This is a genomic window from Micromonospora sp. NPDC049240, from assembly GCF_040647835.1.
In the GTDB taxonomy this organism is placed as follows: Bacteria; Actinomycetota; Actinomycetes; order Mycobacteriales; family Micromonosporaceae; genus Micromonospora.
In genome coordinates this window covers 78,592-104,227 of record NZ_JBEZCX010000014.1, presented here as the reverse complement: position 1 = coordinate 104,227, position 25,636 = coordinate 78,592, and the positions used below count along the sequence as shown (strand labels likewise).

The 25,636-nt window shown below is 71.7% G+C and carries 30 protein-coding genes and 1 pseudogene; 10 read left to right on the top strand and 21 right to left on the bottom strand.

Features of this window, described 5'->3' with window-relative positions:
- Positions 1 to 238: pseudogene (locus AB0B02_RS22130) on the bottom strand (hypothetical protein); the annotation flags it as partial.
- 4 nt (positions 239 to 242) lie between these two features.
- Positions 243 to 740, bottom strand: a complete 498-nt coding sequence (locus AB0B02_RS22125; RefSeq protein WP_281936680.1) for a polyadenylate-specific 3'-exoribonuclease AS — start codon at positions 738 to 740, stop codon at positions 243 to 245.
- A gap of 248 nt (positions 741 to 988) precedes the next feature.
- Here AB0B02_RS22125 and AB0B02_RS22120 point away from each other — a divergent pair, with 248 nt between their 5' ends.
- Positions 989 to 1,681, top strand: a complete 693-nt coding sequence (locus AB0B02_RS22120; RefSeq protein ID WP_091059444.1) for a Crp/Fnr family transcriptional regulator — start codon at positions 989 to 991, stop codon at positions 1,679 to 1,681.
- 103 nt (positions 1,682 to 1,784) lie between these two features.
- Here the strand turns inward: AB0B02_RS22120 and AB0B02_RS22115 are convergent, their stop codons facing one another.
- Positions 1,785 to 2,030, bottom strand: a complete 246-nt coding sequence (locus AB0B02_RS22115) for a hypothetical protein (protein ID WP_357303023.1) — start codon at positions 2,028 to 2,030, stop codon at positions 1,785 to 1,787.
- 139 nt (positions 2,031 to 2,169) lie between these two features.
- Between AB0B02_RS22115 and AB0B02_RS22110 the strand changes: the two genes are divergently transcribed.
- On the top strand, positions 2,170 to 5,637 hold the full coding sequence (locus tag AB0B02_RS22110) for an adenylate/guanylate cyclase domain-containing protein (protein WP_357303166.1): 3,468 nt from the start codon (positions 2,170 to 2,172) through the stop codon (positions 5,635 to 5,637).
- A gap of 3 nt (positions 5,638 to 5,640) precedes the next feature.
- Here the strand turns inward: AB0B02_RS22110 and AB0B02_RS22105 are convergent, their stop codons facing one another.
- The 3 genes from AB0B02_RS22105 to AB0B02_RS22095 form a co-directional block, all read right to left on the bottom strand.
- Positions 5,641 to 6,333: a lysophospholipid acyltransferase family protein gene (locus tag AB0B02_RS22105; RefSeq protein WP_281936685.1), complete on the bottom strand. Its 693-nt coding sequence runs from the start codon at positions 6,331 to 6,333 to the stop codon at positions 5,641 to 5,643.
- Between the two features lie 274 nt (positions 6,334 to 6,607).
- Complete coding sequence (locus AB0B02_RS22100; protein ID WP_357303019.1) at positions 6,608 to 7,699, bottom strand: hypothetical protein; 1,092 nt, start codon at positions 7,697 to 7,699, stop codon at positions 6,608 to 6,610.
- A 107-nt stretch (positions 7,700 to 7,806) separates the two neighbouring features.
- Positions 7,807 to 8,058, bottom strand: coding sequence for a hypothetical protein (locus AB0B02_RS22095; protein WP_357303016.1), 252 nt, complete (start codon positions 8,056 to 8,058; stop codon positions 7,807 to 7,809).
- Positions 8,059 to 8,215: 157 nt separating this feature from the next.
- Between AB0B02_RS22095 and AB0B02_RS22090 the strand changes: the two genes are divergently transcribed.
- Both AB0B02_RS22090 and AB0B02_RS22085 read left to right on the top strand, forming a co-directional pair.
- Positions 8,216 to 8,428 carry an AlpA family phage regulatory protein gene (locus AB0B02_RS22090; protein ID WP_091059422.1) on the top strand — a complete coding sequence of 71 codons (213 nt, stop codon included), beginning with the start codon at positions 8,216 to 8,218 and terminating at the stop codon, positions 8,426 to 8,428.
- Between the two features lie 153 nt (positions 8,429 to 8,581).
- Positions 8,582 to 9,130: a hypothetical protein gene (locus AB0B02_RS22085; RefSeq protein WP_357303012.1), complete on the top strand. Its 549-nt coding sequence runs from the start codon at positions 8,582 to 8,584 to the stop codon at positions 9,128 to 9,130.
- Between the two features lie 262 nt (positions 9,131 to 9,392).
- Here AB0B02_RS22085 and AB0B02_RS22080 read toward each other — a convergent pair whose 3' ends face one another.
- The 9 genes from AB0B02_RS22080 to AB0B02_RS22040 all read right to left on the bottom strand — a co-directional run bounded on the left by AB0B02_RS22080 (position 9,393) and on the right by AB0B02_RS22040 (position 14,789).
- Positions 9,393 to 9,719 (bottom strand): hypothetical protein, encoded by a 327-nt coding sequence (locus AB0B02_RS22080; protein ID WP_357303009.1) that lies wholly within the window; start codon positions 9,717 to 9,719, stop codon positions 9,393 to 9,395.
- A 3-nt stretch (positions 9,720 to 9,722) separates the two neighbouring features.
- A complete protein-coding gene (locus AB0B02_RS22075; protein WP_357303006.1) occupies positions 9,723 to 10,001 on the bottom strand; it encodes a hypothetical protein in 279 nt (92 codons plus the stop codon).
- A gap of 286 nt (positions 10,002 to 10,287) precedes the next feature.
- Positions 10,288 to 10,713, bottom strand: a complete 426-nt coding sequence (locus AB0B02_RS22070; protein ID WP_175441227.1) for a hypothetical protein — start codon at positions 10,711 to 10,713, stop codon at positions 10,288 to 10,290.
- Between the two features lie 70 nt (positions 10,714 to 10,783).
- A complete protein-coding gene (locus tag AB0B02_RS22065) occupies positions 10,784 to 11,194 on the bottom strand; it encodes a helix-turn-helix domain-containing protein (RefSeq protein WP_091059404.1) in 411 nt (136 codons plus the stop codon).
- A gap of 278 nt (positions 11,195 to 11,472) precedes the next feature.
- Entirely contained in the window at positions 11,473 to 12,003 is a 531-nt protein-coding gene (locus tag AB0B02_RS22060) for a hypothetical protein (RefSeq protein WP_357303001.1), read from the bottom strand.
- Between the two features lie 64 nt (positions 12,004 to 12,067).
- Positions 12,068 to 12,616 carry a hypothetical protein gene (locus AB0B02_RS22055; protein WP_357302998.1) on the bottom strand — a complete coding sequence of 183 codons (549 nt, stop codon included), beginning with the start codon at positions 12,614 to 12,616 and terminating at the stop codon, positions 12,068 to 12,070.
- A gap of 210 nt (positions 12,617 to 12,826) precedes the next feature.
- Positions 12,827 to 14,149, bottom strand: coding sequence for an AAA family ATPase (locus tag AB0B02_RS22050; protein WP_357302995.1), 1,323 nt, complete (start codon positions 14,147 to 14,149; stop codon positions 12,827 to 12,829).
- Positions 14,150 to 14,343: 194 nt separating this feature from the next.
- Entirely contained in the window at positions 14,344 to 14,577 is a 234-nt protein-coding gene (locus AB0B02_RS22045) for a DNA-binding protein (RefSeq protein WP_357302992.1), read from the bottom strand.
- A complete protein-coding gene (locus AB0B02_RS22040; RefSeq protein ID WP_357302989.1) occupies positions 14,574 to 14,789 on the bottom strand; it encodes a helix-turn-helix transcriptional regulator in 216 nt (71 codons plus the stop codon). Before AB0B02_RS22040 ends, AB0B02_RS22045 begins: the two co-directional genes overlap by 4 nt.
- A 481-nt stretch (positions 14,790 to 15,270) precedes the next feature.
- Here AB0B02_RS22040 and AB0B02_RS22035 point away from each other — a divergent pair, with 481 nt between their 5' ends.
- The 6 genes from AB0B02_RS22035 to AB0B02_RS22010 all read left to right on the top strand — a co-directional run bounded on the left by AB0B02_RS22035 (position 15,271) and on the right by AB0B02_RS22010 (position 19,994).
- A complete protein-coding gene (locus AB0B02_RS22035) occupies positions 15,271 to 15,396 on the top strand; it encodes a hypothetical protein (RefSeq protein ID WP_357302985.1) in 126 nt (41 codons plus the stop codon).
- Positions 15,393 to 15,797, top strand: a complete 405-nt coding sequence (locus tag AB0B02_RS22030) for a hypothetical protein (protein ID WP_357302982.1) — start codon at positions 15,393 to 15,395, stop codon at positions 15,795 to 15,797. The genes AB0B02_RS22035 and AB0B02_RS22030 overlap by 4 nt, the downstream gene beginning before the upstream one ends.
- Positions 15,798 to 15,864: 67 nt before the next feature.
- Positions 15,865 to 16,158 (top strand): hypothetical protein, encoded by a 294-nt coding sequence (locus tag AB0B02_RS22025; RefSeq protein WP_357302979.1) that lies wholly within the window; start codon positions 15,865 to 15,867, stop codon positions 16,156 to 16,158.
- Complete coding sequence (locus AB0B02_RS22020) at positions 16,155 to 17,405, top strand: site-specific integrase (protein ID WP_357302976.1); 1,251 nt, start codon at positions 16,155 to 16,157, stop codon at positions 17,403 to 17,405. The genes AB0B02_RS22025 and AB0B02_RS22020 overlap by 4 nt, the downstream gene beginning before the upstream one ends.
- Before the next feature lie 165 nt (positions 17,406 to 17,570).
- Entirely contained in the window at positions 17,571 to 18,404 is an 834-nt protein-coding gene (locus tag AB0B02_RS22015; RefSeq protein ID WP_357302973.1) for a DUF308 domain-containing protein, read from the top strand.
- A gap of 171 nt (positions 18,405 to 18,575) precedes the next feature.
- The gene (locus AB0B02_RS22010) at positions 18,576 to 19,994 is read left to right on the top strand and encodes a trehalose-6-phosphate synthase (RefSeq protein WP_281936689.1); all 1,419 of its coding nucleotides are present in this window, start codon (positions 18,576 to 18,578) and stop codon (positions 19,992 to 19,994) included.
- Between the two features lie 15 nt (positions 19,995 to 20,009).
- Here AB0B02_RS22010 and AB0B02_RS22005 read toward each other — a convergent pair whose 3' ends face one another.
- The 6 genes from AB0B02_RS22005 to AB0B02_RS21980 all read right to left on the bottom strand — a co-directional run bounded on the left by AB0B02_RS22005 (position 20,010) and on the right by AB0B02_RS21980 (position 25,558).
- Positions 20,010 to 20,834: an alpha/beta fold hydrolase gene (locus tag AB0B02_RS22005; RefSeq protein ID WP_281936691.1), complete on the bottom strand. Its 825-nt coding sequence runs from the start codon at positions 20,832 to 20,834 to the stop codon at positions 20,010 to 20,012.
- The gene (locus AB0B02_RS22000) at positions 20,831 to 22,237 is read right to left on the bottom strand and encodes an NAD(P)-binding domain-containing protein (protein ID WP_281936693.1); all 1,407 of its coding nucleotides are present in this window, start codon (positions 22,235 to 22,237) and stop codon (positions 20,831 to 20,833) included. Before AB0B02_RS22000 ends, AB0B02_RS22005 begins: the two co-directional genes overlap by 4 nt.
- Positions 22,238 to 22,635: 398 nt before the next feature.
- Entirely contained in the window at positions 22,636 to 23,331 is a 696-nt protein-coding gene (locus AB0B02_RS21995) for an endonuclease/exonuclease/phosphatase family protein (RefSeq protein WP_281936695.1), read from the bottom strand.
- 1 nt (position 23,332) lies between these two features.
- The gene (locus AB0B02_RS21990; RefSeq protein WP_281936697.1) at positions 23,333 to 24,280 is read right to left on the bottom strand and encodes an ROK family glucokinase; all 948 of its coding nucleotides are present in this window, start codon (positions 24,278 to 24,280) and stop codon (positions 23,333 to 23,335) included.
- Positions 24,281 to 24,353: 73 nt separating this feature from the next.
- Positions 24,354 to 25,061 carry a hypothetical protein gene (locus AB0B02_RS21985; protein WP_357302965.1) on the bottom strand — a complete coding sequence of 236 codons (708 nt, stop codon included), beginning with the start codon at positions 25,059 to 25,061 and terminating at the stop codon, positions 24,354 to 24,356.
- Positions 25,062 to 25,102: 41 nt separating this feature from the next.
- A complete protein-coding gene (locus AB0B02_RS21980) occupies positions 25,103 to 25,558 on the bottom strand; it encodes an SRPBCC family protein (RefSeq protein WP_107159917.1) in 456 nt (151 codons plus the stop codon).
- Between the last annotated feature and the right edge of the window lie 78 nt (positions 25,559 to 25,636).

Below are 25,636 nucleotides of genomic sequence, written 5' to 3'. Positions count from 1 at the left end.
GACCGGGCATGCCCTCACGGCCCTCGCTGCGCTCGGTGCGTTCGCCCATGCCGTGCCGACCGGGCATGCCCTCACGGCCCTCGCTGCGCTCGGTGCATTCGCTCATACCGTGCCGACCGGGCATGCCCTCACGGCCCTCGCTGCGCTCGGTGCGTTCGCCCATGCCGTGCCGACCGGGCATGCCCTCACGGCCCTCGCTGCGCTCGGTGCGTTCGCCCATGCCGTGCCGACCGGGCATGCCCTCAGCGCGTGGTCATCGCCCGCCAGCGGGCCAGGTTGTGCCGGGCGTCGACGAGCGCGTCATGCCGGCCGGCCTCGGCCTCCGGCAGCCGCGGCCGGCCCCGGTCGTCCCAGAGTTGCCGCAGCTCCTTGGTGAACCGGGGGATCTCCCGGGGCAGCGCCGGCATGGCGCCCCAGAGCTGGGCCAGCACCACGTGGTCGTACGCGGCGTACCAGGCCCACAGCTCCAACTGCTCGCCCGGGCGGTCCCGCACCGGGGCCAGCAGGAACTCGTGCAGGTCGTCCCGGATCCGCTCCCGGGAACGCCAGGCCCGGTCGGCCGGCGAGGGGAGCTTGTCCAGCACGTTGCGCCGCACCCAGGGCACCGCCCGGGAGTCGTCGAACTCGGTGGAGACCGCGTAGAACTCGCGGCCGTACTCGTCGACGACGCCGATCGACACCAGATCGACGGTGCGGCCGTCCTCGATGAATTCGCAGTCGTAGAAGTAGCGGTAGACCATCGGTCCCATCCTCGCCCATCGGCTCCGCCGGGCCGTCGCCGGGGCGTCCACCGAGGTCGGCGCGGACCGGCCACCCGGCCGGCCATGGTCACGGAAGTGTCTCCGGGGGTGTACAGCACGCTACCGGCGCGTCATGATCTGATGTGTACCGCCGTCGGGCGCCGAACCGGTTGAACTGCCTCGTACCGGGACTGACCGCTTCACCCGGTGTGCGAGCTGGTGACTTCTGACCGGGGAGGGGTTGAGCCGTGGAGTCTCGCCTGCCGGAGCCGGGTGACGCGCTCACGGGCGTGGAGATGTTCGCCGGGCTGGAGCCGGAGGTGCGGCAGCGGGTCATCGCCGCGGCCGTGCCGCGCACGTACCGCAAGGGCCAGCTCCTCTTCGTCGAGAACGACCCGGGCGAGTCGCTGATCGTGCTGCGGCGCGGCGCGGTGGCGGTGTTCCGCACCGCGCCCACCGGCGAGCGCGCCGTACTGTCGGTGATCCGACCCCCGGACGTGCTCGGCGAGGTCTCCCTGCTGGACGCCTCGACCCGGTCGGCCTCGGCGGAGGCGATCGAGGACTGCGCCGCGCTGGCGCTGTCCCGGCCCGCCTTCATGGAGCTGGTGCACTCCAACCCACGCATCCTGGACGCGGTGATGCGCTCGCTCGGCCAGCTCATCCGCCGACTCACCGAGCAGAACGCCGACCACGTCTTCCTCGACCTGCCCGGCCGGGTGGCCAAGACGCTGGTTCGGCTGGCCGGCGAGAGCCAGGCCCCGATGATCACGATCGAGTTGAACCAGAGCCAGCTCGCCGAGATGGCCGGCGGCTCGCGGCAGAGCGTCAACCAGGCCATCGGCTCGTTCGCCAGCCGCGGCTGGCTGCGCACCGAGGGGCGCCGCATCGTGGTCACCGACGTGGCCGCGCTGCGCCGCCGCGCCGGCATGAGCGACCGCTAGCCCGACCAGGTCCGGCAGCCGGACGACGAACGGGCCCGCCGGACGACGGCGGGGCCCGGCGGTCACCCCGCCGGACCCCACCCGATGGCACCGTCGTGCCGCGTCAGTCGTCCTTGGTGTCCGCCGGAGGCGCGCTCGGGCCGGGCCCGATCTTCGACGGGTCGGTCTTCTTCGGCGGCGTGGTCGTGGTGGTCGTCGTGGTCTCGGTCGATCCGGTGCCCGTGGGCTGCTCCACCATGCCTTTTTCCTCCAGTTCGGCGAGTGTGACGGCGTCCACGTCGACCGTGTCGCCCGAGGCCCACACCGTCCCCCGTGGATCGGTCCATGAGGCGGAAAGCCGGACGTGCACGGCACTCTCCCTGTCGACGGGACTTCCTGCTAGGGGAGACTAGACCCGGCCGAACAGCCGCGACGTCCCGCCGACCCGTCGGGTACCCGACTGGCCGACCGCGCGGGACAATGGGGACCTCACGCGTACGGAGCCGGACATCGACCTCACCTGTGGACACTGCGCCCGGACCGCCGGGCCGGACGACCGCTTCTGCGGCGGGTGCGGCCGGCCGCTCGCGGCGGCCTGTCCGGGCTGCGGGCACGCCAACGACGTCGGCACCAACTTCTGCACCAGCTGCGGCCAGCCGCTGCGCGACCACGCGGTCGCGGTGCAGGAGGACCGCCGGCAGGTCAGCGTGCTCTTCATCGACATCGTCGACTTCACCACCTACGCCGAGCGGGCCGACCCGGAACAGGCCCGCGGCCTGCAACAGGTCTACTTCGCCACGGTGCGCCGGCTGGTGCACCAGTACGGCGGCGTGGTGGAGAAGTACATCGGCGACGCGGTGATGGCGCTGTTCGGGGCGCCGGTGGCGACCGACAACGACGCGCTGCGCTGCGTACGCGCCGGTCTGGAGCTGCAACGGAGCCTGGCCCGGCAGCCGGCCGGCCCGCACCCGCCGCTCGGTTTCCGGGTCGGCATCGCCACCGGCGAGGCCCTTGTCGACCTGGCCGCGGCGCGCGACGGCGGGCAGGCCTTCGTCACCGGCGACGTGGTCAACACCGCGAGCCGGTTGCAGGCGCTGGCCCCGACCGGCGGCGTGGTGGTCGACGAGAGCACCTGGTCCGCCACCCGACGTGAGATGGAGTACGCCGACCAGCCCCCGGTGACGTTGCGCGGCCGGTCGGCGGTGAGCCGGATCTGGCTGGCGGTGCGGGCCCGGCCCCGGCGCGACGGGCAGGGCGCCGAGCTGACTCCGATGGTCGACCGGGACCACGAGCGGGGGTTGCTGGTCAGCGCGCTGCACCGCACCGTCACCGAGCGCACCTCCCAACTGCTGACCGTCTTCGGCCCGGCCGGGGTGGGCAAGAGCCGGCTGCTGCGCGAGCTGGCCCGGCACGCGGCGAACCTGCCCGGCGCGCGGGTCACCTGGCTGACCGGCCAGTGCCCGCCGTTCGGCGAGAACGTCACCTACGCCGCGCTCGCCGACATCGTCCGAAGCTGGGCCGGGCTGACCGGCGCCGACGACCCGGCCGGCACCCGGGAGCGCCTGCGCGAGCGCCTGGGCCGGCTCGCCGACCCGCACGCGGTCCGGCTCGCCGAGGCGCTCGGCCCGCTCGTCGGCGTCTCCGGCGAGCGGCTCACCTCGGCCGAGACCGAGGCGGCGTGGCGGCGCTTCCTGCTGGCGCTGGCCGCGACCGGCCCCACCGTGCTCGTCTTCGAGGACATGCACTGGGCGGACGAGGCGATGCTCTCCTTCGTCGAGCAGCTCGGCGCGGCAGCCCGCAACGTGCCGCTGCTGGTCGTCGCGACCGCCCGGCCGGAGCTGCGCGAGCGGCACCCGGCCTGGACCGGGACGATCAGCGGCGCGATGTCCATCTCGGTGCCGCCGATGCACGACGGGGACATCGACACGCTCTACTCACTGCTGCTCGGCCAGGCCACGCTGCCCAGCGAGGCCCGCGCGCCGTTGATCGAGTTCGCCGACGGCAACCCGCTCTACGCCCAGGAGTACGCCCGGATGCTGCTCGACGGCGGGCTGGTCGAGCGCTCGGCCGGCGTCGGGCGGCTCGATCCGGCCGCTGGCGCCGGGATGCCGCGTACCGTCCAGGCGGTCATCGCCAACCGGCTGGACCTGCTCGACCCGGCGGACCGCGCGGTGCTCCAGGCCGCCTCGGTGGTCGGCGTGCAGTTCTGGGCGGCGCCGGTGGCGCTGGCCCTGGGCCGGCCGGCGGAGTGGGTGGAGCGGGCGCTGCACCGCCTCCAGCGCCGCGACCTGGTCTTCGAGCTGCCGGTCTCGACCATGCCCGGCCAGTCGGAGTACCGCTTCCGGCACGTGCTGGTCCGGGACGTCTGCTACCAGCGACTGCCCCGGGCGGAGCGGGTCGTCCGGCACCAACGCGCCGCCGACTGGCTGCAACAGCTCACCGACGGCCGGCAGCACGACCTGGCCGAGGTGCTGGCCAACCACCGGTGGGCGGCCCACGAGATCGCCCGGACGGTGGGGCTGGACCAGGCGCCCTACGCCGTCGCCACCCGGTCCGCGCTGCACCGGGCCGCCCGCCGGGCGTACGAGCTGCACGCGCTGGAGACCGCGGCGACGCTTGTCGCCCGCGCGCTCAGTGTCGAGTGCGGGCCGGACCCGGCGCTGGAGCTGTTCCAGGCCGAGCTGGCGTTCTACACCGACCGCGACGGCTTCCTGGTCGACGGCGGCGCGGAACTCCTCACCGGCCTCGCCGGGCGGCTGGCCGACGCCGGCGACCTGCCCGGCGCGGCGAAGGCGTGGCGGCTGCTGTCCACCGCGGCCTGGGCCCGCGCCGACCGGTCGGAGACGCGGCGCTGCCTGGACCGCGCGATCCGGCTGCACGCCGAACTGCCGGACAGCGAGGACAAGGTCGGCGCGCTGCTGGAGCTGGCCCGGGCGCACATGCTCGACGCGGAGACCGAGCCGGCCTGCGCCGCCGCGCGCAGCGCCGCCGAGCTGGCCGAACGGCTGGAGCTGCGCGAGGCGCGGGCCAACGCCCGGATCACCCTGGCGGTGGCCCGCTACCAGGCCGGCGCCGAGGCGGCGTACGCCGAGCTGGCCGAGGTCACCGAGGAGTGCCGGGTGGAACGGCTCACCAGCCGCCGCCGCGCGGTGCACAACCTGGCCTGGGCGTTGCAGGAGGAGGGGGACCTGGCCGGCTCGGCCCGCCTGGTCGACGAGCAACGCTCGCTCGACCTCGCCGACGAGCACGGCCTGACGGCCAGCTTCAGCGACCAGTGGGCCCGCTCGTACTACCGCGGCGACTGGACCGCGGCGCTGCGGATGGCCGAGGGGTCCACGCGGCGGCCGACCGACGAGTGGGACCTGCACATCGTGGCGGTCTCCGGCTGGATCCGGGCGCTCGGCGACGACCCCGACGCCGGCGACGCCGCCCCGGACCTGGTGGACCAGGCGCTGGTCGCGGCCCGGCGCAGCGGCTTCCACCGGGTGCTGCGGTCCACCGTGGCGCACGCCGCGCTCTGCCGGGCGGTGCAGGGTCGGCGGGACGAGGCGCTGGCGTTGCTCGCCGAGCTGGACGAGGACTGGCGGCGGACCCGGATGATCCCGTTCGCCGAGTGGGTGCCGGCGGTCGGTCACGTCGCCGGCCTGCTCGGCGGCGACGCGGCGGTGCTGGTGCGCGACCTGCTGTTCCGCGCCCCGCGCGCCACCCGTTGGGCGCGCGCGGCCGGGCGGTCCGCCGACGCGGCGCTGGCCCGACGCGACGGGGACGCCGCCCGGGCGGGCCGGCTGTTCACCACCGCGGCGGCGGACTACGCGGGGATGACCGACGTCACCGATCAGATGATCGCCTCCGCGCTGGCGGTGGGACCGCTGGCCGAGGCGGATCCGCCGGCGGCGGCGGCGACGCTGGCCCGGGTACGCGCGTTCGCGGACCGGCACGCCGCCGCCGGCCTGCTCCGGGTCGCCGGGGCGGGTTGAGCGTCAGGCGGGGACCGGCTGCCGCGGCGGGTTCTTCGCCTTCTGCGCGTACGTGTCGACGTACTCGCGACCGGACAGCTCCATCAACTCGTACATGATCTCGTCGGTGACCGCCCGCTCGACGAACCGGTCGCCGGCCAGGCCGGCGTAGCGGGAGAAGTCCAGCGGCGGGCCGAAGCGGATCCGGACCCGACCCAGGTTGGGCACGATCTGGCCGGTGGGTTGGATGGCGTCGGAGTTGAGCATGGCCATCGGGACCACCGGGGCGCCGCTGGCCAGCGCGAGCCGGGCCACCCCGGTCTTGCCCCGGTAGAGCCGGCCGTCCGGAGATCGGGTGCCCTCCGGGTAGATGCCGGCGATGCCTCCGGCGCGCAGCACCCGGAGCTGGGTGTCGAGGGCCGCCCGGGCGGCCTGGCCGCCGGAGCGGTCGACCGGGATGGTGCCGGAGCCGACGAAGAACATCTTGGTCAGCCACCCCTTGAGGCCCTTGCCGGTGAAGTATTCGGCTTTCGCGATGAAGGTGACTTTTCGCTCGACGATCAACGGTGTGAAGATCGAGTCGGAGAACGAGAGGTGATTGCTGGCCAGGATCACCGGGCCGGTGGCCGGCACGTGCTCCAGCCCCTCGACCTGCGGGCGGAAGACCAACCGCAGCAACGGGCCGAGGATGATGTACTTCAGCAGCCAGTACAGCACCGGGGTCCTTCCGGGAGAGGTGGCGACACGCGGGATCGTGCGGGACGAGGGTACGAACCACGTACGCCGCGCCACAACGCACTCCCGGAACCGGCCTCCGACGTGTCAGGATTCATCGCCCGTCAGGTGTCCCGGCCGGTCCCCCGCCGTGTCCCGCAGTGCCCGGACGTGCGTCTCCGTCCTCGGCCGATCCCGGCTCGCACCTGTCCGTACCGGGCCGTCCCTCTCCGTTGAGTAGCAGCCGGATTAGCAACGGCCCGGTACGTCGAGCAGGTCAGATCAAACCCTGACCGTGGAGTTCGAACCCGATCTTCGCCACCTGGGCGAGGTGCTGCAGGTTCGCCGGAGCGCTCTCCAGCAGGTCCTTCCCCCGGTCGAGCAGCGACCGCACCCAAGGCTTGTTCGGCTCATCCTTGGCCGCTTCCTGCTCCAACTCTGAGGCGACCATCTCGTACCGGGACCGCTGGTCCTCCGGCAGCAGCCGGCCGAACTCCCGCAGCGCCTCCGCGAAGATGGCCAACACCTGGCCTTCGTTGGCGTTGGTCTGGTTCTGGGCGACGTCCCGGTTCGCCACCGCGAGCTGGCCGCTGTTGTTCCCCATGATCGTGACGTTCACGCCGGCCCCGTCTCCCCGGTTCAGGTAGTCCACAACACTCCCGTACTGCTCGATGCATTCGGTTCCGGCCGGCTCGATAGTCGGGATTTCGTCGGTCCCGCCCAGCAGACGCCGCTCCCGCAGGAATTGGACGGCGGTCACCAGGTCAGCCGCGCTGTACAGCTCTCCGTTGAACCAGCCGTACGGGCTAGCGCCGATTTGAGTGATCTCGGTCGACTCCCCGTTGGCGTCCCGCTCGTACACCCACCGCAGAACCGCGTCGCGGCAAGCCAGTCGACGGGCGCGGCTGTCCTTCCGACGTTCCACCCGGACCATCGCCTCGCGCTGGCCGGCATCGGTGAGCCAGAGGGACAGTTGCATCCCCTGACTGCCAAACGTCCTCGCGCCGTCGTTGAGCAGCCCCGCCTGCGTAAGCCCAGCCACAGCCACGTCGACATGCGGCTCGACCAACGGCACCAACCGCTCGACCCCGACCTCGGTCATCACGTCGGCCACCGAGGTGACGGAATGCGGCTTGCTCTTGGAATAGACGTACGCCCAGTCCAGCAGCCAACCAGCGACCAACTCCAACTCCGACCCGGCGACCGACCCCCCGCCGACACCGTTACCACCGCCGCCACCGCTGGAGCCGCCCCCGCCGGTCACTTCCGCCTGCACCGGTACCCGGACCGGGTACTTCTTGAGTTCCTTCTCCAGCTTGCGCTGCATGTCCCGCAACCCTCTCGGGTTGGGCTTGAAGCTGCTGCCCACGTTGCCCCCCTCGGCACTGGCCATATCGACCAGCCACGCTACCGACCGGGTGCGACAAAAACTCACCGTCCACACCAGCCGGGCAGGACCACCCCTCGAACTCGGCACTACATCGGCCGCCGCCGCGACAGGTGCCGTCCGACTTGCCGCAGACTCTGGGGCTCGGAGTACAGCGCCGCGTTGATCGCGCCGAACGCCACACCCGGGGCGCGCTTCGCCCGTTCGAGATCTCCGGCCACCCGGGCGATCAACGCCAACCGGCAGCGCACGTCGATCAACTCCCGCCGCGAGCACTGCAACGCGGTCTCCAGCCCCTTGACCCGTTCGCGCAGCCACTCCAACTCGGTTGCCTGGTCCACGGGCGGCTCCCTCCGGTCGGTGTTGAAGTGGGCGACCGCCCGCCGGGCCTCGGGTCCTCCACCGGACGGTCACCACAGGATTACTTTGACCACTCGAACGGGTCTGCGCAAGTAGGTAGTCCTAAACCGGCAGTCCAGCCGCAAATACGGTCGCCGTGTGGGTGAGGTCCCGGGGCCGCTGGTCGGCCCCCACGAGCTGCAAGAGCTGCTCGGCGTGAGCCGAACCCGGATGCGCCAGCTCGTGCGCTACCCGACCTTCCCGCAACCGTTCCAGCGCCTGCACGGGATGACCGTCTGGCTGCGCGCCGACGTCGAGGCGTGGATCGCCGAACACCGGCCACCCCGCCCGATCGACGCAGACCCCAAGTAGCCGACCCGCCCTGAGAGCCTCTCCGTCGGCCCCAGCCAGCCAGCCCCGCCTGCACCCCGCCCGCGCGCCGCGAGGCCGCCGGGAGCCACGGGAGACCCACAAGCGACCCCACGGGCCGCGCGGAGCGTCGCAGGCAGCCGCCAGACTGACCAGATGGAAGCAAGCACCCCCCTGTGGGTGCCGATCGTCGTAGCTGCGGTCGGCGTCAGCGGGACCGTCGCCGCCGCTTGGCTCACCCAGCGCGCCAGCAAGAAGCGAGAAGACGAACGGTGGCGACGAGAGCGGGAGGTCGACGAGATCCGCTGGCAACGCGAGAAAGCGGACCGGCTTCGCGAACTCCGAGTGAAGCTCTACCTCGACCTGGCCGAGTACTCCGAGAACTTCGCCGCGACCCTAGATGCGGTCACCGACGAACTTGGGATCACGAAACCCAGAAGGTCCAACGATGCGATCCACCAAGACAAACTCTCCGCCCAGGTCAAGCTCTTGGCACCGAAAGCTGTGCGGGATGCGTGGGTCCGACTTCTCCGCGCCGAGTACGACATGAACTGGGAGCTGCACGAGGGCAGCCCCAACCACACCCCCCAAGGCAGCCCCTACCTCGACTCTGAAAGTGCCTTCGTCATGGGCATCCACCAAGATATGGCGGAACTGCAGTTCAGCCTCCGCGCCGCGATGGCCGACCCCGATCTGGCGGAGTAGACCGTGAATACAGACCGGCTCCCACCTGCGGCCCGAGGTAGCCAGGTGGGAGCCGGAGTCCCTGCCGGTCAGTACGTCGTGTGCTGCGTGCCCTCAACCGTCCGCGAGTGCGCCTCCCGGCCACGCGCATCCGCCGAATCCTGACGCGACCGCTCCCGGTCCAACGCCCGACCCGACGCCGCAACGTCCTCCGCCGGCCGCACCTGACCCATCGCCGTCGCCCTCGGCGACCTCTGGCCGCCCCGAACCACCTTGCCCACCGTCACCACTCCTCGTCGCTGTAGACGTCCTGGTCCAGCGGCCGGCTCCGCGCCGCCGCCTTCGTCACCCACGCCGGCCGTACGTCCTGCGGCCCGTGGCTGGCACGCGGCTCCTTCGCCGCCACCTCCCGCGCCCACGCCCGGCCGTCATCGCTGCTACCGAGCACCTGCCGCATCGCCCGCTCGTTCGCCTCCAGCTCCCGCTCCAGGCTGCGGGTCGCCGTCGGAACCAGCCGCTCCATCGCCTGCTGCTGCTCGGCGATGTACCGGCGGGTCAGCTCCTCCTGCTCGCGGGGCGTCGGGACGTACTGGCCCCTGCTCCTGCGCATCGCTCAGCCCTCCTGCGGGTTCAGCGTCTGCTCGGCCAAACACCGCAGCCGGCGCACCTCGGTCAGCTCACGGTCGAGCGCGGTGATCCGCAGCTCGACGTACTGGTCGGGGACCTCCCGCTCCTGCGCGCGGCGGTTCTCGCACTTCGGGTGCTGCAACTGCGCCATCTTCGCCTCGACCAGCCGGCGCATCTGCTGCGCGGTCGTCAGCTCGGCGGTCAGCTCCTGCTCCCGGGCGGTCGCCCAGTCGAGGGCGGCGGTCGCGTCGTCCTGCAAACTCATGCCTCAGTCCTCACATCGAATGTGGTCCGGTGCCTGCGGGTGTTGCCCTGGGCATCCGTGGCGAGGAGCGCGGGTCGGGCGGGCTCGTCGAGCCGGGCCGGCCGCTGGTCTGGGCACGGTTGTTGCTGGTCGGGCGGGGTGGTCGGGTCGTCGTCGCTGCGGGACCTCGCTGGCCAGTGCTCGGTGCGGCAGCCGTCCGGGTCGACTCGACCGGATATCGAACGGGTGTGTCAATTCTACCAATTCGGACGTGCTCGCAGGATGGTCGGCCTGCCGGTCGCCGTCGCTACGTCACGTCGATTACGTCGAACCAGGGCCTGCGGCGGGGCCGGCGCTTCCGTGGGGTCTCCGTGCCCTCTCCCTTGCCCTCCGGGGCCACGGGAGCCGCCTGCCGGGGTTCAGGGCGGGGTCGGGCACCGAAAAGCTCCGAGGGGCCGTCGTCGTGCATCACCGCCCGGTGTCGTCGCTCCAACGCGGCAGCCTCCGCCGCCGCAGCTTCCGCCAACATCGCCGGCTCGTGCGCCGCCCGCAGCTCCGCCCGCCGCCGCTCGACCTCCCGCTCCGCCTCGGCCAGCAGCCCCGCCAGCTCCCGAGCCGCCCGCTTCCGCGACGCCTCGCTGCACGGCTTGCGCGGCTCCGCGAACGGCCCCGGGTCCGGACGGCCCTCCCGCACCGCCACGTCCCGCCGCGCCTCGTGTAGGAGCTTCGCCAAATCCCGCTCCTGCTCCCTGGCAGCCGCCCACCAATCGGCGCAGCGCGGCCCGCAGGCCCGGTGTGTGGCCCTACTGCCGGCCAGCGCGATCGGCACCTCGGCTCACCTCCAACTCGTTCCCGAACTCCACCGTCGCCACCACATGGGCCGGCACCCGCACCCCGAGCAGAGCCGCTCGGTCCCGCTCGCACTGCAACACGATCCCGAGGACCCGGGTCCGCTCGTTCACCGACAGGTCGGGGTTGGCGAGCAGCCGGTGCGCCTCCCGCAGGACCCCGTCGATCTGGTCTTCGACCCGCCGCCGGATCTGGTCGAAGGTCTCGCTCCCCATCCGGTGGAACGCCGCCGCCAGTCGCCTGGAGACAGTCCGCTCGTCGACGCCCAACTCCTTGGCGATGTCCTCCAGCCGCAGCCCCTTGCGGCGCATCTCCAGCGCTCGCAGTTCCTCCGCCGCGCGTTGCAACCGCGTCTTCCCCGCCACCAGACCCCTCCTCAAGATCAACTCCGGCGTCCAGGAAAACACACCGACCAGACAGGAGCCGGCACCCGCGACAGGCCCGGAGGCACCTTCCGAACCCCGCCGTGCGCCACCTCCTGGCACGTCCGACCGGGTCCGACCTGCGGCGGAGAGCCGTTGCTACGCCCCGGTGCTAACAGGAGCGGTTCTCCGGGCGGGTCTCGACGGCCACCGGCACCCGGCCGAACGTCGACCGACAGGTCCACGGCTCCGGCAGCGAGTGGGGGTCGCCCGGTCCCGGTCTACTCGACGGGGTCGGGTCGGGTGGTGCCGGCGGCTTGGGCGATGTGGTCGATGTTGACGGTGGGTTGGAGGGGTGAGGGCTTCCAGCCGGTGTGCTCCTGGATGAACCCGCCCTTGTCCGCCTGTCCTGGCCGCCAGAGCTTGTCGACGACGGGCAGCCGGGTCCATTGGAGGCGTTCGCCGGTCTTGGGGTCGACGGGCCAGGTGTAGTAGGTCAGGAAGTCGTCGTTACCGCCGGGGTACAGGCGGCTGTCCCAGGTCTGGAAGGGGGCGGCTTCGGCGGTTCCGGGGCCGTGGACTGCCCAGAGGATGCGGACGGTGTGGGGGTGGCGGCGGGCGTCGTCGCGCAGGTTGACGTAGTTCTTGATCCACTGGTCCCACAGTTCGGCGGCGGTGATTTGGTTGAGCATGTAGTCGTCGGTGATGGGGTCGTTTTCAAGTTCCCAGTACAGCTCCAGGGGGACAGTGCGGGTGTGTCCGTTGGGGTGGTAGGTGAACTGCCACTCGCGGTCGGGGCTGTAGGTGGTCAACGGGGTCTCGCTTTCTCGGGTTGGGGTTGGCGCCGGGGGTTGCGCGGGGCTGCGCGGTGGGGGGTTAGCAGTCGTGCTGCACGGTTACGTGTGTCGGCTGCGCTTGAAGGTAGACGCTTCCGGTGGGCTCTGTGGTCACTGCGCCGCTGGGCGTGCAGAAGGCGACGCGGTGTCGGATCTTGCCTGTGGGCTGAACGGTGCAGGTGTCGGGTTCGATTTCCAGCTCGGCTTCGGTGATGACGCCGATGGGCGGATCGCCGCCCGGGTTGGCAAGGTGCGCGACGTTGGCGGGGTGGAACTGTCGGGCCTCCCAGAGGGTCCAGCCGTCGAGTTCGATGATGTGTTGGGCGACGAGCACTCTGGTGGTGGTGCGGGTGCCGTCGTCGCTCTGGGTGGCTTGGGTTTCCCACCTGCCGGCGACCGTCCAGGTCTGCTGAGGGCTGGCCGCAACGGCGGGTCGGAACCGGTCGAACAGGCTGCCTATGACCAGGACGGGTTCGGGGGTGCTGCCGTCGGCGGGTGCCAGTAGGAACCGGACGGCGGTTTGGCTGGCGTGTTCGGTCTTCTGTGGTTTGGTGGCGGTGCCTCGAAGTGCGTGGAGCTTGCTGTCCATGGGTTGGGTTGGTCCTTCCGCGGTTGATTTTGATCTTTTTGTTCGGAGCGCTTCGACGGGCGGGTGGAGTGGGTTGTGCGGCGCAAGCCAGCGGGGGCGGGCGGGTGGTGGGTGGGTGGGTCGTCGTTCTTAGACGACCCACCACCACCACTCCCCCGTGGCGCGGTGGGTTGCGACCCACCTCCAACCCACCGCAACCCACCGACCCATTTATGGGGTGGTGGGGTGCAGGTGGTGGGTGTTGTTCTTGCCGACCTCCTTGCGGAGCCGTCCGGCCTGGACCAGCCTGTTGACCGCAGCGCGGACCGCCTGCTTGTCGCCTCCGAGCCGACGGTGCAGCTCGTTGAACCCGATTCCAGGCTCGGCCGTGACCACTGCGACGATTCGGCCGTCCAGCTCGTCGTCGCGGGTGGCGCTGCGTCCGGTCCCTTCGCCTGCTGCAGCCAGCCGGCGGGTCTGCTGGTCGAAGGTGAGCCGCTGCTCCTCGACGTTGACGTCTCGTCCGTTGGCCCACAGGAACCGGTTGGCGTTTCTGTCGCGGGTCAGTAGCCAGCGGACGTCGGCCCAGTCGTCGAGCCTGGTCGCCGCTCTGGCTCGCTCTTCACCGCGCTGCTGCTCCGCTCGGCCGGTGTGCAGGGGCAGGATCAGCTCTCGGACCCCTGCTCGGTCCTTGATCACGTCTAGGGTGTCTAGGAACTGGCCGACCGCGCTGTTGTCGTTCTCCTCGCCGCAGCCGACGTACGCCCTTGCGAAGGGGTCGACCACCCAGACCGTGACCTCTCGCTCCGCGAGCCATCGGACGACCCAGTCTTCGACCTGCGGGTTGGTCAGCGGGAGCCGCTTGCCACGCAGGTGTAGGGCGACCACCCGGTCGGGGTTCTCGATCTGCTGGTCTCGGAGCCAACGGCGGTACATGGGCTCGGCGACCTCGTAGTTAAAGATCGCGACTCGCCCGTCTTCTGGGTCGACGCGGTATTGGCCGAGGAACGGCTGGTTGTCGACCAGGCTGCGGACCAGCTCGTTGACCAAGGTCGTCTTGCCGGTCTTGTACTGGGCGGTGATGGTGACGTTCCCGTCGACCGGAATGAGCCGGTCAACTCGGTAGATGACCTCGGGGTCGGGCAGTAGCAGCTCCTCGGCGAGGGTGCCGTGGCTGACCGGCTCCCGCCAGCTCTCGGCGAACAGCTCGTCGCGCAGAAGCTTGTCTGCGTCTCGATCGACCCGCTTGGCGTTGGCCTTCTCGCGGACGACCTTGGCGTGCCGCTGCTGCTCCCGGGCTGCCTCGGCGGCCTCCCAGACGGTTCGGGCGTCGGTCAGCAGCGTGCGGGGCTGCTTGGGGAAGCACTCGTCCCACAGCTCCCGCCCCCTGGGGCTGCTTGGGCTGACTTCCCAGTTCGCCCAAGCGCGGAGGAACCGCAGGTTGTCTTCGGCCTGGCAGCCGTCGAAGAAGTGCAGCGTCTGGGTCTGCCACTCCCAGTCTTCGTCGGTCGCGCCCGGGTGCATGGCAAGGAAGCCAGCCTTCTTCTCGGCCACCCAAGCGTCGCGTTGCTCGCACAGCTCGCGGTACCGCGTTGGGTCCAGCCCTAAGAGGTCCTGTGTGGACGTCTGCCCTGGTAAACTGGGGTTCGCCTCGTCCGAGGTCCTGTTGGTGATGAACGGGTCTGGGGTTGCCCTCAGGTGGTCGCCTTCCGTGGTGGCGGCTTCCTGGGGGCTTCTCTCTACCTGGCTCACGGGGCACCGCCGTCCGTGGCTCCGGTGGGCTCTCCGAGGGCTTGGAGCAGTGCGGCGCGGGTGACGACCAGCCGGCGGCCGAGCCGCAGGACGGGGCACGGGAACGCACCTTGGCGGGCGAGGTCGTACGACAGGTTGCGGCCCGCGCCGAAGCACCTGCCGGCGTCAACTACGGAGACGGTCGCGGACCAGGTGCGGATCTCTTCGGGGGTCGGGACGTTGACGGTCACTCGGCCACCGCCTCGAACAGGTCGTCCATCGAGCAGAACAGGATGGACGCCAGGTCGGGCAGCCGGTGGTTGGCCGGGGTCTTCCGGCCGTTCTCCCAGCAGCAGACGGCGGAGGGGACAACGGCCAGCGCTCCGGCGAGCTGTGTCTGACTGACCCCGAGTTGGGTACGGCGAGTGCGGAGCGCGCTGGGCGAGAAGCGCCTTTTGGTCATGGAGAGTCCTCCCGGTGTCGGGAGCGCACGGCCGAGCCTCCGCCCGGGTGGGCGGTTGGTCTCGGCAGTGCCGCCCCTCTACGCGGGACGTCTCGCTGGCAACGCCGTCTCCGGCGCTCCCTCGGGCCGTAGCCGTTGGGCCTGTGCTTCTCCCCGAAGGGTCCTCTGGGCCACTGACGCTCTGTTGTGACTCCAAGTCAATCCTGCCGATTGACTTCGGGGCAATGTGATGCTTACCCCACACACCGCGTGTTGAGAGTTCCACGTGAAACAGCAAGGCTTCCCCTCGCTGCCCAGCGAATCCAATGCATCCGGATCAGCACAGGATTGTGTCCGGATGTGATCCGGTGGTGAGATTTTCTGTGGGACCCCTCGTTCCCTACCCACCCTGGGGAACGAGGGGTTCCGCAAATCGAACCCTATTCGAGGAGCACCCGAATTGGACCCCACCCCTAAGAACGACGCCAAAGTGTGGCTGCTGATGCCCACCCCCATGAAGACCAATCTGGAGCAGGCCGCCCGGCAGGACCGCCGGCCGGTCAACTTCCTGATCCGCGAGGCCATCACCGAGTACCTCAACCGCCGCGACCAGGAGCCCGCAAGATGAGCCAGGAACCATCCGACGACCTCGCCGAGCGGGTCGCAGACGCGCTTGTGGTGCGGCGCAGTCTGCACGAGCCGTACCCACCGGAAGCGCAGATTGAGCAAGGGCGTTATTGCCTGTCTCGATTCAGTGCCGGCGAAGCGGTCGGGAAGATCGCCCGGGATGCTGGTCTTGCTGAGCGCACCGTCAAAAAGCGGATTGCCCAAGCAGCAGATCCAGATTGGCAACCCAGCCTTGATCAGCCGAGTTGGCGGTACAGCACCGAGCAGAGGAAAGAGCAGGCGGATAAGTGCCTCGCGCTGCGGCGCGACGGAATGACTATCGCCAGCATTGCAAAGGACGTCGGAATCGACCGAACCACCGTCTGGAAGCGAATCAATCAGGCGCTGCGCGACGAGCGATGAGAGCGGCCCCGAGCCGGTGCTCCACACACCCGCCCGGGGCCTTGACCGCCTACCAAGGAGGCGACCCGTGAGCAAGGAAACCACAACCAACTACCCCGTCCCCCATCGCGACTCCGACCTGCGGCTGTCCTTCGGGCTGCTGGTCGATCTGCGGACCGTCCTACTGCGGCACGGCTACCCCGAACTGACCAGCGCGGACCTCGACGACCTGCGGACCGCCGTCCGCGCGTTCATCTACGGCCCCCGACCCGACCCGCAGGAATACGAACGCGAAGAAGACACCCCGACCGGGCAGCCGCTGCCTCCCGGCGTCCACGGCACCGCGATCAACACCCGCGACAAGAGGAGGAACCAGCGGTGAACCGGCCGTACATCTACCGAGGCCAAAAGATCCCCGGCGTGTTCCAGCGGTGCAACCGCAACTGCCCGGCCAGCCGCTGCACAGTCCACACGTGGTCGTTCCACCTGGTGCTGCCCGCCGGACCGGATGGCCGACGGCCCCAGGTCACCAAGGGGGGATTCGCCAGCGGCCAGGAAGCGAAGAAGGCCCGCGAAGACGCCGCGACCGCCGCCCGCAGCGGGAAGGTCAGCAGCAAACCCGGGTTGACCTTCGCCGACTGGTCCAAGACCTGGTTCGACGGCAAGACGGAACTCGGCAAGTTCCGCCCCTCGACCGCGAAGGCCAACCAGATCGCGCTGGATCTGCACCTGCGGCCCCAGCTCGGGAAGTACAAGCTCAAGGACCTCACAGCCTCGCACATCGAGCGGGCCTACGGCGCGATCATGCGAAACCGCCACCGCGAGATCGAAGCTGCGACCCAGGCGGGCCAGCCAGCCCCAAGGCCGATCTCCCCGTCGACCATCCACCGGATGCACTCGATCGTCACCAACTGCCTGGCCAGCGCCGAGAAGAACGGCCTCGTCGTCCGCAACGTCGCCCGGCTGGTCGAGCTGCCCAAGGCGGAGAACCCGAAGCCCGCCTACTGGACACCCAAGCAGGGCCGGTACTTCCTGGACTGGCTACACGAGCGCGGCGACCGGCTGTACCCGCTGATCCACCTGGCGATCCACGCCGGTCTGCGGCGCGGTGAGCTGCTCGCGCTCGGCTGGGCAGACGTAGACCTGGACAACGAGCTGTTGCAGGTGTGGCGGCAGCGGACCACCGTCGCCGGAGCGGTGTCGGTGGTCGAGAAGCCGAAGACCGAAGCGGGCGACCGGCCGGTGCCGCTGTTCCCCGACACTGCCGCCGTCCTACGGCATTGGCGGGCGCAGCAGAACCGGGAGCGCCTGGCGTGGGGGCCGGCTTGGAACGACGGCGGGTGGGTGTTCACCCACGAAGACGGGCAGCCGCTGTACCCAGACACGGTTGGGCGGACCTTCCGGAAGCTCGCCGACCAGGCAGGGCTGCCCCGGCTGCGGTTCCATGATCTGCGGCACACGTTCGCCACCACCGCGCGGACTGCCGGGAGCGACATGGCCACCCTATCGAAGATCATGGGCCACTCCAGCCCGAAGATCACCAACGACCGGTACGCCCACGTCTCGATTGAGGCACACCGGCAGCTCATCAACCAGATCGGCGAGGCCATGCGCGACGCCACCGGCTGATGTTCCTGTTAGCAAAGGATTAGCAAAAACCGACATAGAGGCCCTGTCGCGACCTGCGGCAGGGCCTCTGACTTCGTACGCCGCGCCACAACGCACTCCCGGAACCGGGCCCCGACGTGTCAGGATTCAGGGCACGACGTCAGGCCGTGGCGAAGGGGGTGGCCGGTGTCAGGGGGCGGGGCCCGTCGAGGGCGGCGGGACAACGGGCTCGACGCGGCCGAGTACGCGGTCGCGGGCGACGTGGATCCGCGCGTCGGTGAGCACCTGCTCGACGTGCTGGCCGCCGGCGGCATCGCCGCCTATCTCCAGCCCTCCGCCGACCTCAACCCGGTGACCCGCACCACCACGGTGCCGGCCCGACCGGTCGACCGGCTCTACGTCGACCGGTCCCACCTCACCACCGCCCGGGACTACCTCACCCAGCTCGCCGACGAGGGGGCCGAGCCGTCCCGCGCCGACGAGCCCGACATCGAGGCCGAGTGGGCCAAGATCGTGGCGGGTTTCCACACCGCGCCGGCCGCCGGCAGCCACCCCTGGCCGGCCGCCGAGGACGTCGACGACCCGGCCGCGCCGGGCGGCGCCGCCGCCGGCCGCGCCGAGGAGCCGGCCGGGCCGACCGCCACGGACGTGCGCCGCCTGCCGTTCGCCGCGGACGTGTCCGGCGTCTCGGTGAGCCGCGGTCGGCACGACGAGCCGTCCCTGCTGGACGGGCTGGACACGTTCGGCGCCGACCTGCCGGAGGACGCGGAGGAGGAGCACTACACCCCGCCTCCGCCGCCGCCGTTGCCGCGCTTCTCGAAGTACGCGGTGCTGGGCGTGCTCTGCATCGTGGTCGGGTTCCTGTTCTTCCTCTCGCCGACCGTGATGTCGCTCGTCGACCCGTCGGTGGTGACCGTGCTCGGCTTCACCGGCATCCTGGCCGGTTTCGTGATGCTGATCTGGCGGCTGCGCCCCGGCGACCGGGACGACCACGACCCGGACGACGGCGCGGTCGTCTGAGCCGCCGCGGCGGTTGCCCGGATCGCGGGACGCGGTACGCCCCGCGGCGATCCGGTAACAGGGGTGTAACTTACGGTCAGTAGGAATACCGCTGAACGTCACGTCCCGCACCGGCTGTCCGGTTTGCGCTTTCCCCGGTGGCCGGTACCCCTGCTGAGCGGATTGCCCGAGATGCGACAGAGCCCCCTCGTGGTGGTGGCCAACCGCCTCCCCATCGACGACAGTGTGGCGCCGGACGGCGCCTTCGAGTGGCGCCGCAGCCCTGGCGGCCTGGTGAGCGCCCTGCACCCCCTGCTCCGGCACACGCCCGCGACCTGGGTGGGGTGGGCCGGCGGCACCGGCCCGGCACCCGACCTGCCCGACGTGGACGGTGTCCGGATGCGCAGCGTCCCGCTGAGCGCCGAGGACTTCCGCGACCACTACGAGGGCTTCGCCAACGCCACCCTCTGGCCGCTCTACCACGACGCGGTCGAGCAACCGGAGTACCACCGCCGCTGGTGGGAGGCGTACCAGCGGGTCAACCAGCGGTTCGCCGAGGCCGCCGCCGAGGTGGCCGAGCCGAGCGGGCTGGTCTGGGTGCAGGACTACCACCTGCAACTGGTGCCCGGGATGCTCCGCGCGCTCCGCCCGGACCTGCGGATCGGCTTCTTCCTGCACGTGCCGTTCCCGCCGCCGGAGCTGTTCATGCAGCTCCCCCGCCGGGCCGAGCTGCTGCGCGGGATGCTCGGCGCCGACCTGATCGGCTTCCAGCGGGCCCAGGCCGCGCACAACTTCGCCCAGCTCGCCGCCAAGGTGCTCGGCCTGTCCGCGAGCGACCGGCGGATCGGCGTCGACGACCGGGTGGTGCGCATCGGCGCGTTCCCGGTCGCCATCGACACCGCCGAGATGTCCGCGCTCGCCGCCCGACCCGAGGTGGCCGAGCGGGCCCGTCGGCTCCGGCAGGATCTCGGCCAGCCCGAGCAGGTGATCCTCAGCGTCGACCGGATGGACTACACCAAGGGCATCGAGCAGCGCCTCAAGGCGTACCGGGAACTGCTGGCCAGCGGCGACGTCAAGGTACGGGACACCGTGCTGGTGCAGGTGGCGGTGCCCAGCCGGGACCGGGTCGCGCAGTACCAGATCCTGCGCGACCGGGTGGAGCACCAGGTGGGGCGGATCAACGGCGAGTTCGGCCGGGTCGGCGAGCCGGCGATCCACTACCTCACCCAGCCCTTCGACCGGGCCGAGCTGGTGGCGCTCTACCGGGTCGCGGACGTGATGGCGGTGACGCCGCTGCGCGACGGGATGAACCTGGTGGCGAAGGAGTACGTGGCGGCCCGGGTGGACGGCACCGGCGCGCTGCTGCTCAGCGAGTTCGCCGGCGCGGCCGCCGAGCTGGAACAGGCGTACCTGGTGAACCCGCACGACCTGGACGGGCTCAAGCAGGGGCTGCTCGCCGCGCTGCGGGCCGGCCCGGAGGACGTCGCGACCCGGATGCGTGCGATGCGGGAGCACCTGGCGCACAACGACATCCACGCCTGGGCGGCGTCCTACCTGAGCGCGCTGGAGGAGAGCGGGTCGCTTGTCGGCCGCCGGGCCACCCTGCGGTGACCCGGCGTCCGGCGCTCAGCCGGGGGTGGGCGCCGGGTCCTTGTCCAGCCAGTCCAGGATCGCGTCGATCGGCTCCCGCCAGCGGGCGTCGAGCATCAGGTCGTGACCCATGCCGGGGAAGAGCAGCGGGGCCGAGGCGTACCGGCGGGCCGCCCGGGTGAGCGCCGTCGCCGGCAGCACCCGGTCGTCGGGGCTACCGAGCACCAGCACCGGCGGCCGGCCCACCGCCGGCTCCGGCTGCCGGCCGGTGAGCAGTTGCCACTGCGCGCGACGGCCGGCCCGACCGAGCCGGGCCACGTGCCGGCGCGCGTCGGCGTCGGGCAGTTCCCGGCTGAACAGTTGCCGCCGGTTGAGCCGCAGCCCGGCGCCGAAGACCGCCGGCACCGTGCCGGCCGGGTTGCGCCGCAGCGCCGCGCCGAACGTCCCCCAGCCGCCGAGCACCGGCGCCACCAGCACCACGGCCCGCGCCGGGTAGCGGGACATCGCATGCGCCACCACCCGGGCGCCGGCGCCGTGCCCCACCAGCACCGCCTGCCGCGGCAGGCTCGCCGCCACCTGCGTCACGTCATGGGTGTACGCGCGCAGCGTCGCGTCCGGCGCCGGCCCGCTGTCGCCGTGTCCGCGCAGGCTCAGCGCGTACGCCGGGAAGCCGCGACCGGCGGCGTGGCCCAGCCAGTGTTCGGCGAACGCCCACGCGCCGTGGCCGAAGCCGGGCACGAACAGCAGCGGTGGCTTGGCCTCCTCCTGCTCGGGCAGCGCGGCCAGCACCTCGCGGCGTACCGGCCGCTCCGGCCGGGCCCACTCCCAGGCCCGGACCACCCGCACCCGCTCGCTGGTCATTTGTTGTCCTCCAGCTCGTGCAGGGCACGCTGCAACGCGCGCAGGTAGTCGGCGTGCCCGACCTCGAACCAGTGCCGGGTGCTGTCCTTGACCTTCGCCGAGTACCGCTCGCCGAGGCCGGCGCGGACCCGCCGGTCGAACGCGGCGACCCGCTCCGGCCGGGCGATGCGCAGGGTGAGCAGCCGGGCGAAGAGCACGCTCTGCCAGTGCGAGATGGTGAAGATGCCGGAGTCCGGCTGCACCAGGCCGACCACGGCCAGCGTGGGGTGACCGGCGGTGAACGCGTTCAGCCACAGGCGGGGCCGGCCGGAGCCGTCCTCGTCGCCGAGCACCCGGCCGTGCAGGAACTCGAAGCGCGGCAGGTACCCGGTGGCGAAGACGACCAGTTCCGGGTCGATCCGTCGACCGTCGCTCAGCTCGACGGCGCGGTCGTGGAAGCGGGCCACGTCCGGCACCGGGGTGATCTCGCCGTGCCCGACGTAGTACACGAGTTGGCTGTTGGCGATCGGGTGCGTCTCGTACACCCGGTGGTCGGGCTTCGGCAGGCCGAACCGGGTCAGGTCGCCGACGGTCAGCCGCAGCGTCCAGTGGTAGAGCCACTGCCGCACCCGCAGCGGCACCCGCAACGCCAGCAACGTGTCGTTGACCTGGTCGGCCGGGCGGCCGAGGACGTACTTGGGGGCGTACCAGTAGCCACGCCGGGTGGAGTGCCAGCAGTGGGACGCCTGTTGGGCCGCCTCGACCGCGATGTCGCAGCCGGTGTTGCCGGCGCCGACCACCAGCACCCGCTTGCCGCGCAACTGGGCCGGGTCCTTGTAGGACGAGGCGTGCATGACCTCGCCGCGGAACTCCGCCAGCCCCTCGTACCGGGGCAGTTTGGGCGACCAGTTGTGGCCGTTGGCCAGCACCACGGCGGCATAGCGGGAGGTGCGCTCCGGGCCGTAGCCGCCGGTGCTGCGGGTGGTCACGTCCCACCGGTCCCCCTCGACCGGCTCGACCCGGACCACCTCGGTGCCGAACCAGACGTGCTGGCGCAGGTCGAAGTGGTCGGCGTAGCGCTCGAAGTAGGACAGCAGCTGGCTGTGGTGCGGGTAGTCCGGCCAGTCGTCCGGCATCGGGAAGTCCGGGAACTGGGTGAACGGGCGGGACGAGATGAGATGTGTGCTGCCGTAGACCGGGCTGCGGTCGTGCCGCCAGTTCCACGCCCCGCCGACGCCGGTCTCCCGCTCGTAGCAGTCCACGCCGAAGCCGGCCTCGCGGAGGTTCTTGACGGCGGTCAGCCCGCTGGCGCCGGCGCCGATGACGCAGACCGTGTCGCCCCGGTCGGAGACCGGGCGGTCGTCCCGGCTCGGGACGGCCGTGGGGTCCGGTTCGGGGCGGCCGAGATCGGTGGAGGAGGACACCGGGAAATCTCCTTTGTGCGGCACGCGTGCCGGGTCGGTGCGAAATCCTGCCGAGAATGCCCGCCGTTGTCCAGCCGCCTCGGCGCCGACGTGGCTCGTCGCGGTGGGCCGCCTGACGCTGGGTGACCGACCGATCCTTCACTCAGTGTGCCGGTCGACCGGCGCGGCAGTCACATCCGTCCGGCGCCTTTGCTCTGCAGCCATTACCGCAGCACCGCCTGTGAGCTGCACGGGTCCGAAAAGCTCGGTGAGGCGAGCCGCGTCGCTCCGATAACTGCGGGTAGCCGATGCGTATGGGGCTGCAGAGCAAAGGGGCCACCGGGATGGTCACCTCGCCGCCGACACCTCACGTTCCGTCACGGCCGGGGTCGCGACCCCGGGACACCGAGGCGCGGCGGTCAGCCGGCGGCGGGCAGCAGCAGGTCGACCAGGACCGGGAAGTGGTCGCTGGCCCGGCGGGTCCGCGGCGTGTCCACCACGTCGTAGTCGACCACGGTGATCCGCGGGTCGACGAAGAGCGCGTCGATGCGGCGCCGGGGATCGGCGCAGGAGAACGTGTGCCGGTCGGCCCGGTCGGCGGCGACCGCGGTGTCGGTCAGCCCCTCGGCCACGGTCCGCCAGGCCGGTCCGTCCGGCCCCTCGTTGAGGTCGGCGCCGGCCACCACCGGCAGCGGGGACGCGGCCAGCTCCCGCTTGAACGCCGCCGCCTGGGCCGGCCGCTCGGCCGGGTCGGTGGACAGGTGCGAGCCGGCCAGCAGGAAGTCGACGCCGCCCACCCGGCACCGCGCGTACGCGGCCCCGCGCAGGTGCCGGCCCGGCGTCAGCGGGTAGCGCGTGCACCGGGTCTCGGTGACCCGTACCCGGAGGCTGGTCAGCAGCAGGTTGCCCAGCGACGGCAGGCCACCGGCGGCGACCACCAGGCCGAACGAGTCGGCCAGCGTGGCGCACTTCTGCCGCCACCGGAACCGGCGCGGCCCCTCCTGGACGATCACCACGTCCGGCGCGGCCTCGCGGACCACCTCGGCCAGCGCGGCGGTGTCGTCACGCTGGCTGTGGACGTTGTAGGACAGCACCCGCAGCGGCACACCCGACACGTCAGATCCTCCGGGCCAGGTCGGCGGCGCCGATCACGCCGGCGGTGTTGCCCAGCTCGGCCGGGCGCACCTCGGCGACGGGCAGGCGGCTGCGCTGGGCCAGCGCGTCGGTGAACGACCGCCGGGTCGGGCCGAGCAGCAGGTCGCCGGCGTCGATCACGCCGCCACCGACCACCAGCACCTGCGGGTCCAGGATCTGCGCCATGTCCGCGAGGCTGGTGCCGAGCCAGCGCCCGACCTGGGCGAACGCCTCGGTGGAGACCAGGTCGCCGTCCTTGGCCGCGGCGGTCACCATCGGACCGGTGATCGCCTCCGCCTCGCCGTCGGCCAGCTTCAGCAACGCGGTGGCCCGGTGCGGCTCCTGCCGGGCGGCGGCGCGGGCGAAGCGGACCAGCGCGCTGCCGCTGGCGTACTGCTCGATGCAGCCGAGCCGGCCGCAGCCGCACTGGTGGCCGTCCGGCACGGTGAGCATGTGCCCCAGCTCGGCGGCGATGCCGTTGGCGCCGCGGACCAGCTCGCCGCCGAGCACGATGCCGCCGCCGACGCCGGTGCCGATGGTGAACATGACCATTGAGTCGTCGGCGTCCCGGGCCGCGCCGTAGCGGAACTCCGCCCAGGCGGCCACGTTCCCGTCGTTCTCCACGATCACCGGCAGCCCGGTGGCGTTGCTGACGTACTCGCGCAGCGGCTCGTCCCGCCAGGCCAGGTTGGGCGCGAAGAGCACGGTGGAGCGGGTGGCGTCGATCCAGCCGGCCGCGCCGATGCCGACCGCCTCGACGGTCCGGCCGGTGGTCAGCTCCGTGACCACCTCGATGATGACGTCCCGGGTCTTGGCCACGTCGTCGGCGGGGGTGTCCCGTCGCGTCTGCACGAGTACCGCGCCGGTGTCGTCCACGACACCGCCGGCCACCTTCGTGCCACCGACGTCGACTCCGATGGTCAGCGTCACCGCTGCCACTCCCCTCTGCTGTGCTGCCCCGGACGCCGGCCGAACCGGCCGTGCGATCCGGGATGTCCGGTGGTCAGGCCCCGTCGCCTGGTGCGTCCGCGCCCGCCTCGCCGGGCGCCCGCGAGGCGGGCACCGTGGGCCGGCCGGCCGGCGGCCGGCTCGTCGCCGGCCCCGCCGGCCCGGCGGCGTCGACGGGCGGCTGCGACGGCTCCGGCTCGGCGTGCCTGCCGCCACGCCGCGACCCCGAGCCGTCGGAAGCACCCGGATCGGCCGCGCCCTCCCCCCGGGTGGCGGCGGACCACACGTCCTGCTCGGGTGCCGGCTGAGAATCATGCCCGGTACGGGTCGCCTCGCGCCACACGTGATCTCCCGACCCGGTCGGCGCGGGGCCGCCGGGGCCGGTCGACGCCGCCGGGGCCGGCGGGTCGGCCGGTGTCGCCGGAGCGGCCGGTTCCGCCAGGGCGAACGCCCGCAGCAGGCTTGCCACACCGGCCGCCAGGTCACCGGCGCCGGTGGCGAGCCGCTCGGCGAATTCCGGACTCGGGTCCCGCAACGCCGCGATCCCCCGGCAGACCGGGCAGACGCAGCATTCCGGCGAGCCGGTGGCGAAACCGGCGCCGGTGCCGGTCGGGATGTGACCGAGGACACCCGAGAGGATCCCACCGAGCGGGCCGCGGTCCCCGGCGCCGGACGAGGCGGCGGCCATCCGCGCGGTGGCCAGCAGCGTGACGACGAGGCGCTCGGCCTCTTCCCGGGCCGAACCCGGATCAGTGGTGCCCATGGTTCGGCTCCTCCAGCGTGACGACCGGGACGGCGATCGGATCAGTTGGCCGCACCGGGTGCTTCTACCCGGCGCTTGAGCTGCTTCAACGCCGTATCCATGATCATTTTTTCGGCCTTGCGGCGGAACATGCCGAGCATCGCCACGGACAGCTCCACCTCCAGCGTGTAGGTCACCGTGGTCGTCCCGTCCGGGTTGCCGACCAGGTCGTACGACCCGCGCTGGGACCGCTGCATCGTCGACGGCGCGACCAGGTGCCACTCGATCCGGGAGATGTCCTCGGCGTACTCGTACGCCAGCACGTACTCGTCGGCCAGCACGCCCGCGTCCAGCGTGAACCGGACCTGACTGGCGTAGCCGTCCTCGTACTCCTCGATCACCTCGGCCCGGCGCACCGACTCGGTCCACTCCGGGTAACGGGGGAAGTCACAGATGACCGCCGCCACCTGCTCCGGTGACGCGCCGACGATGATCGACTGGGTGGAGGAGTCCGCCATGGGGGGAGGCTACCCGGCTCCCCACCCGGGCGGGCGGGTAGGTTTCGACAGAGCCGACCAGGCCGGCCCGGCGCCGGT

Coding starts and splice junctions, on each gene's coding strand:
- AB0B02_RS22125 (WP_281936680.1), bottom strand. CDS start 740: ATGGTCTACCGCTACTTCTACGACTGCGAATTCATCGAGGACGGCCGC.
- AB0B02_RS22085 (WP_357303012.1), top strand. CDS start 8,582: ATGGAAGCAAGCACCCCCCTGTGGGTGCCGATCGTCGTAGCTGCGGTC.
- AB0B02_RS22080 (WP_357303009.1), bottom strand. CDS start 9,719: ATGCGCAGGAGCAGGGGCCAGTACGTCCCGACGCCCCGCGAGCAGGAG.
- AB0B02_RS22075 (WP_357303006.1), bottom strand. CDS start 10,001: ATGAGTTTGCAGGACGACGCGACCGCCGCCCTCGACTGGGCGACCGCC.
- AB0B02_RS22055 (WP_357302998.1), bottom strand. CDS start 12,616: ATGGACAGCAAGCTCCACGCACTTCGAGGCACCGCCACCAAACCACAG.
- AB0B02_RS22040 (WP_357302989.1), bottom strand. CDS start 14,789: ATGACCAAAAGGCGCTTCTCGCCCAGCGCGCTCCGCACTCGCCGTACC.
- AB0B02_RS22035 (WP_357302985.1), top strand. CDS start 15,271: ATGCCCACCCCCATGAAGACCAATCTGGAGCAGGCCGCCCGGCAGGAC.
- AB0B02_RS22030 (WP_357302982.1), top strand. CDS start 15,393: ATGAGCCAGGAACCATCCGACGACCTCGCCGAGCGGGTCGCAGACGCG.
- AB0B02_RS22010 (WP_281936689.1), top strand. CDS start 18,576: ATGCGACAGAGCCCCCTCGTGGTGGTGGCCAACCGCCTCCCCATCGAC.
- AB0B02_RS22005 (WP_281936691.1), bottom strand. CDS start 20,834: ATGACCAGCGAGCGGGTGCGGGTGGTCCGGGCCTGGGAGTGGGCCCGG.
- AB0B02_RS21985 (WP_357302965.1), bottom strand. CDS start 25,061: ATGGGCACCACTGATCCGGGTTCGGCCCGGGAAGAGGCCGAGCGCCTC.
- AB0B02_RS21980 (WP_107159917.1), bottom strand. CDS start 25,558: ATGGCGGACTCCTCCACCCAGTCGATCATCGTCGGCGCGTCACCGGAG.